This is a genomic window from Actinoplanes aureus, from assembly GCF_015704865.1.
GTDB lineage: Bacteria > Actinomycetota > Actinomycetes > Mycobacteriales > Micromonosporaceae > Actinoplanes > Actinoplanes aureus.
On the sequence record NZ_JADQTO010000004.1, the window covers coordinates 447,353 to 463,031 of the forward strand.

The 15,679-nt window shown below is 70.6% G+C and carries 11 protein-coding genes; 7 read left to right on the forward strand and 4 right to left on the reverse strand.

Features of this window, described 5'->3' with window-relative positions; all coding sequences use genetic code 11:
- Positions 1-18 precede the first annotated feature (18 nt).
- Both I4J89_RS10860 and I4J89_RS10865 read right to left on the reverse strand, forming a co-directional pair.
- Positions 19-1,179: a PQQ-dependent sugar dehydrogenase gene (locus I4J89_RS10860; RefSeq protein WP_196413747.1), complete on the reverse strand. Its 1,161-nt coding sequence runs from the start codon at positions 1,177-1,179 to the stop codon at positions 19-21.
- Between the two features lie 66 nt (positions 1,180-1,245).
- Entirely contained in the window at positions 1,246-1,632 is a 387-nt protein-coding gene (locus tag I4J89_RS10865) for a PH domain-containing protein (protein ID WP_196413748.1), read from the reverse strand.
- Positions 1,633-1,806: 174 nt separating this feature from the next.
- On the opposite strand from I4J89_RS10865, the gene I4J89_RS10870 reads away from it, so the two are divergent.
- On the forward strand, positions 1,807-4,434 hold the full coding sequence (locus I4J89_RS10870; protein WP_309238258.1) for an EAL domain-containing protein: 2,628 nt from the start codon (positions 1,807-1,809) through the stop codon (positions 4,432-4,434).
- Here I4J89_RS10870 and I4J89_RS10875 read toward each other — a convergent pair.
- Positions 4,431-5,444, reverse strand: a complete 1,014-nt coding sequence (locus tag I4J89_RS10875; RefSeq protein WP_196413749.1) for a LacI family DNA-binding transcriptional regulator — start codon at positions 5,442-5,444, stop codon at positions 4,431-4,433. The two genes, I4J89_RS10870 and I4J89_RS10875, sit on opposite strands and share 4 nt — an antisense overlap.
- A 284-nt stretch (positions 5,445-5,728) precedes the next feature.
- Here I4J89_RS10875 and I4J89_RS10880 point away from each other — a divergent pair, with 284 nt between their 5' ends.
- The 4 genes from I4J89_RS10880 to I4J89_RS10895 all read left to right on the forward strand — a co-directional run bounded on the left by I4J89_RS10880 (position 5,729) and on the right by I4J89_RS10895 (position 11,312).
- The gene (locus I4J89_RS10880; protein WP_196413750.1) at positions 5,729-7,018 is read left to right on the forward strand and encodes an ABC transporter substrate-binding protein; all 1,290 of its coding nucleotides are present in this window, start codon (positions 5,729-5,731) and stop codon (positions 7,016-7,018) included.
- Between the two features lie 58 nt (positions 7,019-7,076).
- A complete protein-coding gene (locus tag I4J89_RS10885) occupies positions 7,077-8,060 on the forward strand; it encodes a carbohydrate ABC transporter permease (RefSeq protein WP_196413751.1) in 984 nt (327 codons plus the stop codon).
- Positions 8,057-8,908, forward strand: coding sequence for a carbohydrate ABC transporter permease (locus tag I4J89_RS10890; protein ID WP_196413752.1), 852 nt, complete (start codon positions 8,057-8,059; stop codon positions 8,906-8,908). The genes I4J89_RS10885 and I4J89_RS10890 overlap by 4 nt, the downstream gene beginning before the upstream one ends.
- A gap of 271 nt (positions 8,909-9,179) precedes the next feature.
- Positions 9,180-11,312: a PKD domain-containing protein gene (locus I4J89_RS10895; protein WP_196413753.1), complete on the forward strand. Its 2,133-nt coding sequence runs from the start codon at positions 9,180-9,182 to the stop codon at positions 11,310-11,312.
- 33 nt (positions 11,313-11,345) lie between these two features.
- On the opposite strand, the gene I4J89_RS10900 is transcribed toward I4J89_RS10895, so the two are convergent.
- Positions 11,346-13,073 (reverse strand): AfsR/SARP family transcriptional regulator, encoded by a 1,728-nt coding sequence (locus tag I4J89_RS10900; RefSeq protein WP_196413754.1) that lies wholly within the window; start codon positions 13,071-13,073, stop codon positions 11,346-11,348.
- Positions 13,074-13,217: 144 nt separating this feature from the next.
- On the opposite strand from I4J89_RS10900, the gene I4J89_RS10905 reads away from it, so the two are divergent.
- Positions 13,218-14,888, forward strand: coding sequence for a multicopper oxidase family protein (locus I4J89_RS10905; protein WP_196413755.1), 1,671 nt, complete (start codon positions 13,218-13,220; stop codon positions 14,886-14,888).
- Positions 14,888-15,643, forward strand: coding sequence for a hypothetical protein (locus I4J89_RS10910; RefSeq protein WP_196413756.1), 756 nt, complete (start codon positions 14,888-14,890; stop codon positions 15,641-15,643). The genes I4J89_RS10905 and I4J89_RS10910 overlap by 1 nt, the downstream gene beginning before the upstream one ends.
- Positions 15,644-15,679 lie beyond the last annotated feature (36 nt).

Below are 15,679 nucleotides of genomic sequence, written 5' to 3' on the forward strand. Positions count from 1 at the left end.
TTGAAACAGTCATGGCCGTCAACTCCGGCCGGCGCCGCCGTCGGAGAAGACCAGACGGATGATGCGGTCGTCCTCGGGATCCGGCTCGCCGGCCTCCTCCTGGTTGGAGGTGCTCACCCAGAACGAGCCGTCCGGCGCGGTGACCAGGGCGCGCAGCCGGCCGAACTCGTCGTTGAGCAGTTGCTGCGGGTTGCCGAGCACGGTGCCGTTGCCGGTCACGTTCAGCAGGTACATCCGCTTGCCGAGCAGGCAGGCGGTGGCCACCAGGCTGTCCAGCGCGGCCACCCCGCCGCACGACGACTCCGCGGCCGGCCAGCCGACCAGCGGGTTCGTCAGCTTGGCGTCGGTGCCGGGGCCGTCGGCGGTGGGCCAGCCGTAGTTGGCGCCCTTGGTGATCACGTTCAGCTCGCCGGACCGGGGCTGGCCGCTCTCCGTGGCGTACATCCGCTTGGTGCGGTCCCAGGCCAGACCCTGCACGTTGCGGTGCCCGGAGGACCAGACCGGCGAGTTCTTGACCGGGTTGCCGGAGGCCGGCTTGCCGGCCGTGGTGATCCGCAGGATCTTGCCGCCGAGGCTCTTCGGGTTCGCCGCCAGGCTGCCGGCCGGGGTTCCGTCGCCGGTGCCGACGTAGAGCTGCCCGTCCGGCCCGAAGGCCAGCGCGCCGCCGTTGTGGCTCGCCGAGCGCGGGATGCCGGTGAGGATCGGCTGGAGCTTGCCGCCGGCCACCAGTTTGCCGACCCGGTTGTCCCGCTCGGTGGAGTAGTAGACGTACAGGGTCTTGTCGGTCGCGTACTTCGGGGAGACGGCGATGCCGAGCAGTCCGCCGTCGCCGGAGGGGCGTACCTCGCTGAGGCGCTGCAACTCGGTGACCTTGAGGCCCTCGGCGTCCGACTCCGGGCCCACCTTCAGGATGCGGGCGGTGTCCCGCTCGGTGACCACGGCCGAGCCGTCCGGCAGGAAGGCGATGCCCCAGGGCACCTCCAGTGCCTTGGCCAGAACCGTGATCGCGACCTCGCGCTCCTCGCCGTCCGCGGAGGAGGTGGGCGCGACGGACGGGCGGGGCAGGTTGGGCGGAGACCCGGCCTGGTCCGGCCCGGGCGGTCCGAAACTGCAGCTCGCGGTCAGTGCCAGCACGGCACCGAAGGTCGCGACCGCAGCGCGGCCCCGGCGGAAACGCACGACCAAACCACCCCTCTCAGGCTCTGCCGACCAGGGTAGCCGCGGCGTCTGAGAGTTCGCCGACGCTCACTGCTCGGTGGTGGCCGGTGTGCCGAGCGGGTGTCCGCCGGCCGCCAGCACCAGGGGCAGGTTGTCCCGGTTGACGCCGGTCAGGCGGATGACGTTGCCGTTGTCGAGCAGGGCGGAGACCCGGCCGCGCTCGTCCGGGGCGAGCTCGGTGATCCGGCTCCAGGGCACCCGGCTGCCGCCGAACAGGGCGCGCACCCGCAACTCGTCCGGGTAGACGTCGGTGCCGGCGCGCCATGCCCAGATCAGCACGGCGAGCGGGATCAGCAGGATCGGCGCCAGGGCCCACGAGGCACCGGCCAGCGGAACCGCGCCGACGACCGCGATGAGCGCCGCGACCAGGACGGCGCCGGACTTGCGGACGCGAAGAGCGGGACGATTGCGCACGTTCCCATCTTCCCATCCGTTGTGGCCGTCGGCTCCGCCGACCCGGTGCGGCCTTCACGATTTGACCATCGTCATTGGAAGGTCCACGATCCGTGGTAGGAGAACCCGTAACCCGAGCCGGGGAACACTCGTTGACCGGGTGCAGTTCCTACCCCTCGTCCCAGAGGACAGATCGTGGCTGTGCCTCCCCTCGCGCCGGCCCCGTCCCGGCCTGGCGGCCGGACGGTCTTGATCGCTGTGCCGGTGGTGTCGGCGCTGGTCCTGATCGGGGGTGCGGCCGGACTGCTGCCCGCGCTGGCGGCCCTGGCGGTGGGTGTCGGCGTGGCCGGCCTGGGCGCGGGCGCCTTCCTGATCCGTGCGGCGCTGGACATCCACCATGCCGACGGGACGTTCGTGGCCTGCCGGGGCGCCGGCTTCGTCGGGCTCGCCGCGCTGGCCACGGGTGTGACCGCGACCGTGCCGTGGTGGGCGTCCCGGCAAACGGTCGGCTGGCTCACTGCCGGGCTCGCGGTGGTGGCCGGCTGTCTCGTCGTGGGCGTCTCGCTGCTTCCCGGCGCGGTGCGGACCTGGCAGGTCCGGTTGCGGCGGGCGTTCGACGGCGTGGGTCTGGGCGTGAGTCTCGGCTTCGCGGCGTACCTGGTGCCCGGGGCGGCGACCCGGCCGTCCGCGGTGCCCGCGATGCTGATCGCGGCTGGTGGGGCGGCCATCGTCACGGTGATCGTGTTGCGTGCCCGGCCGCGTCCGAACCCGGCTCTCTGGTGTGGCGGCGGGGCGGCGCTGGTCCTGCTCGCGCTCTGCGGGCTCACCGAGCTGGTCGCCTTCGATGTGACCGGTCCGGCCGTGCCGCTGATCGGGCTGCCGATGGTGGCCGGGTTGACCGCCTGCGCGACCGGTGGGTCCCGCCGCGACCTTCCGCTGCCGCCGCTGGAACCGCGGTATCCGGATCAGTACCTGGCGAGCTATCCGCTGCTCGCGGTGCCGGCCGCGGTGGGAGTCGTCGCCGCGCTCTGGCACCTGGTCACCGTCCGCGACTTCAGTACGCAGGCGGTCATCTTCGGTCTCGTGATGGTCAGCGTCCTGGCCGTACGGGAACTGCTGGTGGTCCATGACATCCGCCGGTACGCCGGCCGCCTCCGGGTCGCCGAGGCACATTTCCGCTCCCTGGTGGCCGGCGCCACCGACCTCACCCTGGTGCTCGACGAGCAGCTGACCATCCGCTGGCAGTCACCGGCCGCGGCCCGGCTCTTCGGGCTGCGCGACGAGGAGGTGATCGGCCGCGGGTTCCGCGACCTGATCCACCCCGACGACGCCGGCCCGGCCCAGGCGGTGATCGAGTCGGTGCTGGCGGGCGAACACGAGGGCGGGCCGCCTGTGCTGGTCAGCGCCCGGCTGCGGGACGGCGCGAAACTCTGGCGCGACACCGAGTCGACCATCTCCGACCAGCGGTCGGTCCCCGAGGTGGCGGCGCTCGTGGTGCACGTGCGCGACGTCGGCGAACGGGTCCACCTGGAGCGCACCCTGCACCGGCTGTCCCACCTCGACCAGCTGACCGGGCTGGCGAACCGGCCGGCGCTGATGCGTGACCTGCTGGACCGCCGGCGCCGGGCCGGGCAGCGCGGCACCCTGCTCGTGATCGACCTGCACGGACTCGCCGAGATCAACGACAACCGGGGCCGGGAGATCGGTGACGCGGTGCTGGTCGAGGTGAGCCGGCGGATCCGCGGGCTGCTCGGCGCCGAGGACGTGCCGGCCCGCCTGGGTGGTGACGAGTTCGCGGTGCTCACCGCGGATTCGGCGGTGCCCGCGTACGCCCTGGCCACCCGCATCGTGACCACGCTGGGTGAGCCGTACGCGCTGCCCGGCGCCACCCTCGACCTGCACACCAGCGTGGGCCTGGCCGAGCTGTCCGGCGGCGCCGACTCCGAGGAGGTGCTCCGGCACGCCGACCTGGCCCGGCAGCGGGCCCGCCAGCTCGGCCTGGACCGCGTCGAGTGGTACGACCCGGACGTCGAGATCCAGTTGCATCGCCGGATGGAGCTGGAGCGCCAACTGCTCGGCGCGGCCGGCCGGGGCGAGCTCGACCTGGTGTTCCAGCCGGTGACCGGGCTGCGCGACAACCGCCCGGTCGGCGTCGAGGCGCTGCTGCGCTGGCGCCACCCGGAGCTGGGCACCATCCTGCCGGCGGAGCTGCTGCCGATCGCCGCGTCGCTCGGCATCACCGCGCAGCTCGACGAGTGGGTCCTGGACGAGGCGTGCCGTCACCTGACCACCTGGTCGTTCTCCGACGAGGGCTTCTGGCTGTCGGTGAACGTGGGCCCGCGCGAGCTGCTGACCGCCCGCTTCCCGGAACAGGTCGCCCAGACGCTGAACCGGCACGGCCTCGCCCCGGAACGCCTGGTCGTCGAGGTGGCCGAGACGTGGATCGCCGCGGACGTGCCGGCCATCGTGGCCGCCCTCACCGGGCTGCGCAAGCTGGGTGTCCGGGCCGCGCTCGACGACTTCGGCTCGGGCCAGACCTCGCTGTCGCACCTGCGGCGGCTCCCGGTGGACATGCTGAAGCTGAGCGCGTCACTGCTGAGCAACCCGTCCGAGGCGGTGGTGGGCGGCGGTCCGGCGGTGCTCGACGTGGTGGTGAGCCTCGGTCGCCGGCTGGGTCTGGAGATCGTCGCGAAGGGCCTGGAGACGGCCGAGCAGATCGAGCGGGCCGCGGCCGCCGGCTGCCGGTACGGCCAGGGGCACGCGCTGGGCTACCCGGCGCCGGCCGAGCGCATGGAGGCCTACCTGGAGTCCCACCGGTCCTAGCGGGGCGGTGCGGTGCTCCCGCGCGGCGTGAGGTGCACCCGGCCGGCCTCGACGTTGCCGACCTTCTTGCCGTCGATCGCGTTGAGCAGTTCCCGGGCCGCCTGCGCCCCGTACGCCGAGATGTCCCGGCTCAGCGCGGTGAGCGGCGGGTGCACGAGGCTGCACAGTGGTGAGTCGTCCCAGGCCACGATGGACAGATCGCCCGGCACCGAGAGGCCCATCTCCTGTGCCACCGCCAGTCCGGCGACCGCCATCACGTCGTTGTCGTAGATGATCGCGGTGGGCCGGTCGCCGCCGATCAGCAGCCGCCGGGTGGCCCGGCTGCCCTCCTCGCCGGTGTAGTCGGCGGGCAGCGTGATCACGTTGTCCAGCCCGAGTGAGGCGCAGACCTCGTTGAACGCCTTGGTACGGACCTGGGTGTGCAGCAGGTCGGGCACACCACTGACCCGGGCGATCTTGTGATGGCCGAGGGCGACCAGGTAGCGGACCGCCTCGGTGATGGCACCGGCGTCGTCGGACCAGATCTGCGCGATCGACCCGGTGTCGCCGGGGCCGCCGATCACCACGGCGGGCAGTTGGAGCTGCTGGAGCACCGGGATGCGGACGTCGTCCTCGCGGATGTCGGTGACGATCACCCCGTCGATCCGCCGCTCACCCCACCACCGGCGGTAGACCTCGATCTCCTGCTCGGGAGTGGCCACCACCTGGAGGGTCAGCGCGTACGAGTGAGCACCGAGCTCGGCCTCGAAACCGCTGATCAGTCCCATGAACCAGGGCTCGATCCCGAGGATCCGGGCGGGCCGGCACAGGGTCAGCCCGACCGCCCGGGCACGCGCGCCGGACAGCGCACGGGCCGCGCTGTTGGCGTTGAAGCCGATCTCCTGAGCGATCGCCAGGATGCGTTTACGGGTCGCTTCGGAGACGCCGGGCTGACCGTTCAGCGCGTACGACACGGCGCCTTTGGACACACCCGCACGCCGGGCGATGTCGGCGATCGTGGGCCGCTTCACTCAGTCTCCTCCGTACCCGATGGTGCCGAGCTTAACGGTCGCTGAACGTCCCTTGGCGAGCTCCCTTGACGCTAGGGAGGCGCTTGAGCGGTTAAGTGTTACGGCACGCAACGGCCGGTGTAAAGCGTGGGAGCGCGCCCATGTCCGTTAAATCCAGCTTATCCGCACCTGATGGCACGGAAGAATCACGACTGTAACCGGCTATTGACAGCCGCCGAAGCCGCACATAGCGTCGGCGCAACTTACCCGGTTCAGTGACTTACCTCTCCGCACTGGAGGAAACTATGGAGCGTTTCGGACGACGTGCCCTGCACGCCGCCGTCGCGGGCGTCGCGGCGACACTGCTCATCACCGGTTGCAGCGGTCAGGCCCTGGAGGGCGGGAACGACAGCGACAGCGCGAGCGGCGAGCAGATCACCCTGAAGGTCAACTTCTTCGGTGACATGGGCGAGAAGATGCTCAAGGAGCGCTTCGAGAAGGCCAACCCGAACATCAAGATCACCCTGAACTCCGCCGAGTACAACGCGCACCACGAGGACCTGCAGAAGAAGCTGGTCGCGGGCTCCGGCGCGCCGGACGTCGTGGCGATCGACGAGGGCTTCATGGTTCAGTTCAAGAACCAGGCCGACAAGTTCGTCAACCTGCTCGACCAGGGTCTGGGCAGCGCCGAGTCGCGTTACCTGCCGTGGAAGTGGAAGGCCTCGATGTCTTCCGACGGCAAGCAGATCGGCATCGGCACCGACGTCGGTGGCCTGGCCATGTGCTACCGCACCGACCTGTTCAAGGAGGCCGGCCTGCCGACCGAGCGGGACCAGGTCTCCGCCCTGTGGCCCACCTGGGACGCGTTCATCGAGACCGGCAAGAAGTACACCTCCGCGACCAAGAAGAAGTTCATCGACTCCGGCACCAACCTGTTCAACCCGGTGCTCGGCCAGCAGCCGGTGGGCTTCTACAACGAGCAGGAGCAGCTGCAGATGGAGGGCGGCCCGAAGGTCGCGTTCGACGTCAGCATGAAGGCGATCGACGCCGGCCTCTCCGCCAACCTGGTCAGCTTCCAGCCGAACTGGAACCAGGGCTTCACCGGTAACAAGTTCGCCGTGCTCGCCTGCCCGGCGTGGATGCTCGGCCACATCCAGCAGACCGCGCCCAGCACCAAGGGCAAGTGGGACATCGCCGCGATCCCGGGCGGCGGCGGCAACTGGGGCGGTTCCTGGTGGACCGTGCCGGCGCAGACCAAGCACGCCGAGGCCGCTGCCAAGTTCGTCGACTTCGCGACCCAGCCGGAGCAGCAGATCGAGGTCTTCAAGACGGTCGGCAACCTGCCCTCGCAGCCGGCGCTCTACAAGGACCAGGCCGTCCTGGACTTCAAGCACGAGTTCATGAGCGGCGCCCCGACCGGCCAGATCTTCGCCAAGACCGCGGAGAGCCTGCAGCCGCAGTACCTCGGCAAGAAGAACGGCAAGACCCGTGAGGCGGTCGAGGCCGTCATCACCCAGGTGCAGCAGGGCAAGGTCAAAACCACTGAGGCCTGGCCGAAGGCAGTCGAGGCTGCCAACAAGGTCGCCAATTCCTGACCCGTAGCTGAACGGCGGGGCGACGCGAGTCGCCCCGCCTTCGCCCTAGGAGTGCCTCGTGTCCCTGACCCAGGTCCGCCCGTCGCCGCCGGCGCCGCCGCGGCATTCGGCGTCCGCCGGCAAGGCGAAGCTGTGGTGGCACCGCTTCGACACCAGAACCGTCCCGTACTTCCTGATCGCGCCGTTCTTCGTGCTCTTCGGGATCTTCGGGTTGTTTCCACTGATCTACAACGCCGTGGTGTCGTTGCGCCACTGGCGGCTCGACGACCCCGACAAGACCGGCTGGGCCGGGACGGAGAACTTCGCCCGGCTCTTCTCCGACGAGGACTTCTGGAACGCGCTGTTCAACACGTTCGGCATCTTCATCCTGTCGACCGTCCCGCAGCTGCTGCTGGCGCTGATCATCGCCAACCTGCTCAACCACAAGCTGCGGGCCAACACGTTCTGGCGGGTCGCCGTCCTGCTGCCGTACGTCACTCCGGTGGCCGCGTCCACGCTGCTGTTCGCGATGTTCTTCCAGACCGACAGCGGCATGGCCAACTGGTTCCTCTCGCTGGTCGGCTTCGGCGAGGAGACACCGCTGAACTGGCGGGCCGAGAAGTGGAGCTCGTGGATCGCGATCGCCACGATGGTCAACTGGAAGTGGATCGGCTACAACGCACTGCTCTACCTGTCGGCCATGCAGGCCATCCCGCGTGACGTCTACGAGGCGGCGGCGGTGGACGGCGCCGGCCCGCAGCGGCAGCTGTGGCAGATCACCGTTCCGATGATCCAGCCGGTCGTCATCTTCACCGTGGTGCTGTCCACCATCGGTGGCCTACAGCTGTTCAACGAGCCGATGCTCTTCGACGAGAACCCGGCGCTGGCCAGCGGCGGCTCCGACCATCAGTGGCAGACCATCGCGCAGCTCATCTATCGGGTCGGCTGGCGTGATGGAAACCTGGGCTACGCGGCCGCGATGTCCTGGGCACTGTTCCTCATCATCCTCGTCGTGGCGGGGATCAACGCCCTGCTCACGCGGCGTCTCGGAGGTGGCCGATGAGCGTTCTGACATCTCGTGCGCCGCAGGACACGCGCGGCAGCTGGAAGACCTATTTCAGCCTCGGCGCCGTGCTCCTGCTCTCCGCCTTCCCGCTGTACTGGATGTTCGTCATCGCCACCAGTACCGACGAGGCGCTCGGCAAGTACCCGCCCGTGCTGATCCCGGGCGACCAGTTCATGGTCAACCTGCGGGAGGTCTTCACCCTGCAGAACGTGTACTTCGCCGCCTCGCTGATCAACAGCGTCATCGTCGCCGCGGTGGTCACCGCCTCGACGCTGTTCTTCTGCTCGCTGGCCGGGTTCGCCTTCGCGAAGCTGCGGTTCAAGGGCCGCAACCCGCTGATGTTCGTGGTGATCCTGACCCTGACCGTGCCGAACCAGCTCGGCGTGGTCGCGCTCTACATCCTGATGGGCAAGCTGCAGTGGAACGGGACCCTGCTGGCGGTCATCGCTCCCGGCCTGGTCAGCGCGTTCGGCGTCTTCTACATGCGGCAGTTCATCGACCACGCCGTCCCGGGCGAGCTGGTGGAGGCGTCCCGGATCGACGGCGCGTCGACGATGCGTATCTACTGGAGCATCGTGTTGCCGGCCATCCGGCCCGCCCTGGCGGTCCTCGGCCTGCTGACCTTCGTCGCCACCTGGAACGAGTTCCAGTGGCCGCTGATCACCCTCGGCGGCACCGAGTACCCGACCTCGATGGTCGCCCTCTCCGACCTGGCGAGCGGCAACTTCGTCATCTTCCGCCGGGTGCTCGCGGGCGCTTTCGTGGCCACGGTGCCGCTGCTCCTGCTGCTGCTCATCGGCGGCCGGCAGATCGTGCGCGGCATCATGGAAGGCGCGGTCAAATAAGGCGAACCCCATAAAAACCGCCGGGCCCGCTGCGGGCCCGGCGGTGGGTCTCTCTTCAACCTTTGGACGTACGCCCACGACTCCCGCCGAAATCCCGGCCGTCCCCCGCCTTCGGCGGCTACCGCCGGACCGTCCGGGGCGAACTTTCAGCGATTACTCAGCCCGCACCAACGCGACCTCAGCCGGACGACCGGTCACCCGACGAAGGTGACCGGTCGAGTCGTGTGCCGCTCTGTCCGGACAACGACTCCCGGAACGACTGAGGAGTCCGATGAAGAAGACGCTGAACCGCTGGTCGATCACCGCGGGGGTGATCGTCGCGGTGGTCGCGCCGCTGGCCGGCACGGCCGCCGCCGTCGTGGTGAATCCACCGGTAGGCCGAAGTGGCACCCTGACGCAGGTGGGCCCGATCGCCGAGCACGGTTTCCCGGCCTGGTACCGGGACAGCAACGGGGTCCGGCTCGAGGCGTGCACGACGCTCGACGATCCGCTCTGCTCGACCCTGCCGGACGAGGTGCCGAACCCGGACGAGCCGGTGTCGTACCCCGGCAACTTCCCCGGTGAGTTCTTCTATCAGCTCGCCGGGGCCGAGCTGACGCTCGCCGACGGGACCGAAGCGTCGATCGGCATGGACCTGGAGGGCGCCTGGGCCGCCGAGGAGGTGCGCGAGGGCGACCAGATGGTGTTCGGCCGGATCCGGATCCGGTTCGACGCGACGACCGGTGAGGCGTTCCGGGTCACCCACCCGTACGGCATCGACGAGGTGGTCGCCGACGACCGGGGCCGGATCCGGATGACCGAGGACATCGGCACCACGCCGGGCGCGTTCGGGCAGGCGTTCACCAGCCGGGTCGGCCCGTTCCTGAAGTGGGACCCGGCAGTCGGGCCGCAGGCTCCGGCGGGCTACACCGGTGACCCGGGCGTCGACCACAAGGTGGTCGGCAGCCCCTACGACACCAACTTCGTCCGGATCGAGCAGATCGACCCGGCGACCAAGGCCGTCATCGGTCAGGTCGGGTACACCGACCTGTTCAGCGTCCAGGGTCGGTACGCCGTCAACGCCGGCGTCGACGTCGACCAGGCCACGTACACCACCGGCGCGAACGGCAACGGCGTGATCGAGGTGTACGCCAGCAGCGAACCGGACGAGGTCATCGAGGTGACCGGCGACTCCGCGCTGGGCTTCAGCACCACACCGCTGCGGGGCAGCGGCGGCCGCTACTACGGCCGGTTCCCGGTCACCGGGCCGCTGCCCGCGGGCACCACGATCGAGGTGGTGAACGCCGGGGACGTGCCGGTCGCCAAGAAGACCCGCAAGCTGGTCGACGTCGTCCGGATCACCGCGGCCGAATACGACGCGGACGCCCGTACCCTCGCTGTCAAGGCCGTCTCCAGCGACGGTGACAGCACTCCGCCGACCCTGACCGTCACCGGCTTCGGCCCGTTGACCGGCAGCCCGTTCACCGGGGTCGTCGCGCCGCCCGCCGCGGTAACGGTCACCTCCTCGGGCGGTGGCTCGGTGACCGCCCCGATCACCGGTGGCGGAGCCGTCTTCGGCCCGGTCGCCCCGGTCGCCGCCGTGGTCGCGGACGCCGCCTCGGTGGCCGGCCAGCGGGTCCGGCTCGACGGCAGCGGTTCGGCCGGCGTGATCACCTCGTACGCCTGGGCTCAGACCTCGGGCCCGGCGGTCGCACTCGAGGACGCCGCCACCAGGGTTGCCACCTTCACCCCGCAGCAGCCGGGCGAGTACCGGTTCCAGCTGGTCGTGGCCGGTCCTGGTGGAACCAGCACGCCGGCCGAGGTGACCGTGACGGTGACCGGGGCCGCACCGGCGACGGCGAACGCCGGCCCGGACCAGACCGTGGTCCGGGGACGGTCGGTCACCCTGGACGGCTCGAAGTCGACCGGCGCCGAGTCGTACCAGTGGAGCCGTGTCTCCGGCCCGGCGGTCACGCTGACCGGCGCGACCACCGCGAAGCCGTCCTTCGTCTATCCGGCGCTGGCCCTGCCGGCCGCGCCCGGGCCGAACGCCGCGTACATCTACAACAACGACCCGGTCGTCCTGGAGCTGACCGTCCGTAACGCGGCCGGCGTCAGCACCGCCCGGGTGACCGTCCGCCCGCAGGCCGAGACCCTGTCCGGCCTGGCGGTCCGCTACCGCACCGGCAACAACGAGTGGCGGATCTCCGGCACCAGCAGCGTGCTCGCCGGGCAGCGGGTCACCGCGGTGGTGGGCAGCACGCTGAGCGGCGGCCGGGTGGTCGGCACGCCGGTCACGGTGGACGCGGCCGGCGCGTTCAGCCTCCGGGTCACCGGTCCGAACCCGGGTACGGTCCGGACCATCAGCCTGGTCACCTCGATCGGCGGGCAGTCGCTCGCCGTCCCGGTCAACGTGACGAACTGATCCAGCGCTGAAGTCTGGCGGCGGTCTCCTTCCTCAGGAGGCCGCCGCCAACTGTTTGCGCAGGTAGAGAGCGGACGCGGTGGAGACCTGTCCGGCCACCGCGGCGCGGATCAGCGAACTGCGGTGCCCGGCCCGGCCGTCCCCGGTCTCGGTGAGCAGGTGCGCGTGCACCAGCCGGTCGACGCAGCTCAGCAGCTCCGGCAGGGAATAGCCGGTGAGCGTGCTCAGCTCGGCCGGGCCCAGTTCGCCGAGGATGGCGCAGAGCCGCAGGATCTCCCAGGCCGGCTCCGGCATCCACCGGGTCCGCTGCCGGGCGATCTGCATGGCGACCGCGTGGGTCACCTCGGCGGGCCGCCGGGCGACCGCGACCAGCGCCGGGATGCCCCCGGTCCGTTCCAGCACGGTGTTGTCGCCGAGCACGGTCAGGTCCTGCTCGTGCAGGGGTTCCAGCCGCAGCACCACCGGCGTGCCGAGCCCGGAGAGCGGCCGGTCGGCGATCTGGGACGGATAGCAGTAGGTGAGCACGATGCGCAGGGACGGGCAGTGCCGGCTGAGCCAGGACAGCTCGGCGACGCTCGCCGCGTCGAGGTCGGCCGCGTCGTCGACGGCCACGAAGGCCGGCTCCGGACCGGCGAAGGCGGAGGCGACCAGCTCCAGCTCCGAGCGGCGCAACGGCTGTTCCGGACCGGCCGCGTCGATCACGGCGAGCACCTCGGGGGACACGTCCAGCTGGGCGAGCGCGGTGCCCAGCCAGGCGTGCCGCAGCACACCGACCGACGAGGCACCGTGCCCGATGCCGACCCGTCCCGGCTGGTGCCGCTCCAGTTCGGCGAGGAACGCCGACTTGCCGGAGCCGGCCGGGCCGACGATGTGCACCACCGGCGGGGGGTCCGGCTCGATCAGCACCCGCAGCTCGGTGAGCCGGCCGAGGAACCGTTCCCGTGGCGGCTCTGGACGGACCACGGTGAGCCGGGGAACGACCGGCGCGGGTGGTGGGCCGGGTTCGGCGGCCGGGCCCCGGCTGGCGAGCACGCTGCGCTGCAACCGGACCAGCTCGGCCGACGGCGCCACGCCGAGTTCCTCGTCCAGCAGCTGCCGGCAGCGCTCGAAGATGCGCAGCGCGTCGTCCTGCCGGTCCAGGGCGATCGCCGCGATCATCGCGGCCCGGTAGCCGGACTCCAGGAACGGGTTGAGCTCCATCACCTCGTGCGCCAGGCGCAACGACCGGGCGGCGTCCTGCGACAGCACGGCGGCGGCGTGCTTCAGCAGCGCGTTCACCGCCGCGGCCTGGACCTCCGTGCGCACCGGCTCGGCCCACTCGGCGTACGGGTCCTCGGGGAAGGGCAGTTGCCGGGCCAGGGCCAGGATGCTCTCCTGGGCGGCCAGCTGCTCCGGGCAGTCCGGCCCGTACGCGTCCAGCTCCCGTACCAGCCGGCGCAGCCGGGCCAGATCGAGGTCGGCCCGGCTGGTGTCGAAGAGATACCCGCCGCTGCGGGTGACGATGAACCAGGTGGCCGCCGAGCCCTGCGGCTGGAGCCGGCGCCGGATCACCGAGACGTAGTGCTCGAGCGCGGCGACGTGGTTGCCGGGCAGGTCGGTGCCCCAGACCGAGTCGGCGAGGGAGTCCTTCGACTGGATCCGGTCGTGTCTCGCGGCGAGCACGGCGAGCACCTGCCGGGCTCGCCGCGGCAGTTCGCCGGCCGGTAGCGGGTTGCCGTCCGCGTCGGTCACGGTGAGCTGCCCCAGCACGCTGACGCGCATCTCGCCTCCTCGTCGATCTTCCTGGTCCCGGATCGGCGGCCGAGGTGGGGGACTTGAGGCGTTTCTTCAGCTTTTACTACGCCGGTCCTCAGGGCGGATCCATAACTTCGGCACCGGCCTGACGTACGGAAACTAGGGAGTTCGATGTCACGCGGGAGTCTGAACCGGCGCGACCTGCTCAAGGGGGCGCTGGCACTCGGCGGAGGCGGCCTGATCGTGGGGGCCGGCGGCGGTGCCGTCGTCGCCAAGTCGAGCAAGCTTTCCTCGAAGAACACACCGACGCCGTACACCAGCATGTTCCGCCGTCCGCCGGTGCTGCTGCCGGTCGCCGAGGGCGTCGACGAGCAGGGGCCGTACCAGAAGTACCGGCTCACCCAGAAGGCCGGGAAGGCCAGCATCCTGCCCGGTCTGAGCACCGCGATGGCGGGCTACAACGGGATCTTCCCGGGGCCCACCATCCGGGTGCCGCGCGGGACCCGCAGCGAGGTGCGGATCGCCAACGCGCTCACCGTGAACCGGCTCAACGGCCGGCCCTTCTCGACCGTGACGCACCTGCACGGCTCGGCGTCGCTGCCGCAGTACGACGGGTACGCGAACGACCACACCACGCCCGGGCACTGCAAGACGTACCGGTACCCGAACTGGCAGCAGGCCCGCACGCTCTGGTATCACGACCACAACCACCGGACCACGGCGGAGAACGCGTACGTCGGCCTGGCCGGGATGTACCACCTGGTCGACGAGTACGAGCAGGCGCAGCTGCCGCAGGGTGAGTTCGACGTGCCGATCGTGGTCAACGACATGGCCTTCAAGTCGGACGGGTCGGTCGACTTCGACGACGACTCGCACGAGGGCTTCATGGGCGACGTGATCCTGGTGAACGGGGTGCCGTGGCCGAAGATGCGGGTCAAGCCGCGGGTCTACCGGTTCCGGATCCTGGTCTCGTCGGTCTCCCGTTCGTTCCGGTGGCAGCTGAGCACCGGTGACCCGTTCCACGTCGTGGCGACCGACGGCGGCCTGACGCCGAAGGTGGCCGCCGTGACCACGCTCCGGCACAGCTCCGGCGAGCGGTACGAGGTGCTGATCGACTTCCGGAAGTACCGGACCGGTCAGAAGATCGAGCTGCGGAACCTGAGCAACAAGAACAACGAGGACTTCCGGAACACCGACAAGGTGATGCAGTTCGAGGTGGTCGCCGACTCGGGTGCGCCGGACCCGTACCAGATCCCGTCGACGCTGGACGCCGGTCCGGTGCCGTGGGCCAACCGCGGCGCCCTCGACGTCATGAAGCTCAAGCCGGAGATGGCCACGGCCCGCCGGACCGTACGCGTGGAGCGCAAGCACGGCCTCTGGACCGTCAACGGGGAGACCTGGGACGACGTCGAGCGCAGCGGCTTCCGCCGGGTGCTGAGCAACCCGAAGCCGTACGACGTGGAGATCTGGGACCTGGTGAACGAGTCGGGTGGCTGGTTCCACCCGGTGCACATCCACCTGGTCGACGGCATGCTGCTGTCCCGGAACAACACCTCCGGCAGGAAGCCGTACGCCTGGGAGAACGGCCCGAAGGACGTCTTCTACCTGGGCGAGAACGAGACCGCCTCGGTGATCATGCAGTTCACCACGGGTGACGGCAACGACGGTGGCCGGTACATGCTGCACTGCCACAACCTGGTGCACGAGGACAACGACATGATGATCCAGTTCGCGGTCGGCGACCTGGACGGCAACGACCCGATCGAGGCGGACCCGGCATACGCGGACCACGAGCCGGAGCAGCCGGTCGGGTACGCCCCGAGCCGTCCGCTGGGCACCTGATGCGTATCCATCGCCCGACCCTGCTGTCCCTGGTCCTGCTCCTGCTGATCACCGGGGTGGTGGTCCGGCTCGGGGACCGGCTGGCCGAGCCGGACGCCGTACCGGTCGCCGCGACCGTCACCGACGACGCCGGCGACGAACTGGCCACCACCACGTACGACGGCCCGATGATCCGCCGGCGCGCGGCGATCGCGATCCACCCGGTGGCCGGCGCCGACCGCGCGGCGATCGCCCGGGAACTGCGTGCCGTGGCCGCCCGGGAGGAGGTCGGCGAGCTGACCGACTCGACGTTCGCGGTGTTCAGCGCCGAGATGCTGGAGTACCTGGTGCCGGAGTTGACGCTGGTGATGCCGGAGGGCGTCTCGGTGCACCGGGCCGAGGCGTTCATGCGCGACTTCCGGCCGGCGAGCGTCGGCTTCTACCTGGTCGAGACGGTGCTGGTGCACGACCTGACCTTCGCGGTGCTGCCGGTGGCCGGGGTCGCCCCGGCCACGGTCCGGGACCGGATCGACGCCGAGGGCGTGCTCGCCGACTCGCTCAACCGGTACGAGACCACGGTGCAGCCCGCCGGGGTGACCGTGCGGTACTTCGGCGCGGTGCTCAGCGATGGCCAGATCGCCAGGGTGCGGGCGTCGATCGGCCGGGCCGCCGGGGTTCCGGCCGAGCGTGTGCTGGTGGAGGCGAGCCGGCCGGGGGCGGGCGTGGACCTTTCGCACGGCGTACCCAATCTGGTTGAGCCCCCGCACGGGCACTGACCGCAAGCTGACCACCAGGCCCGGCCGATTCTTCGG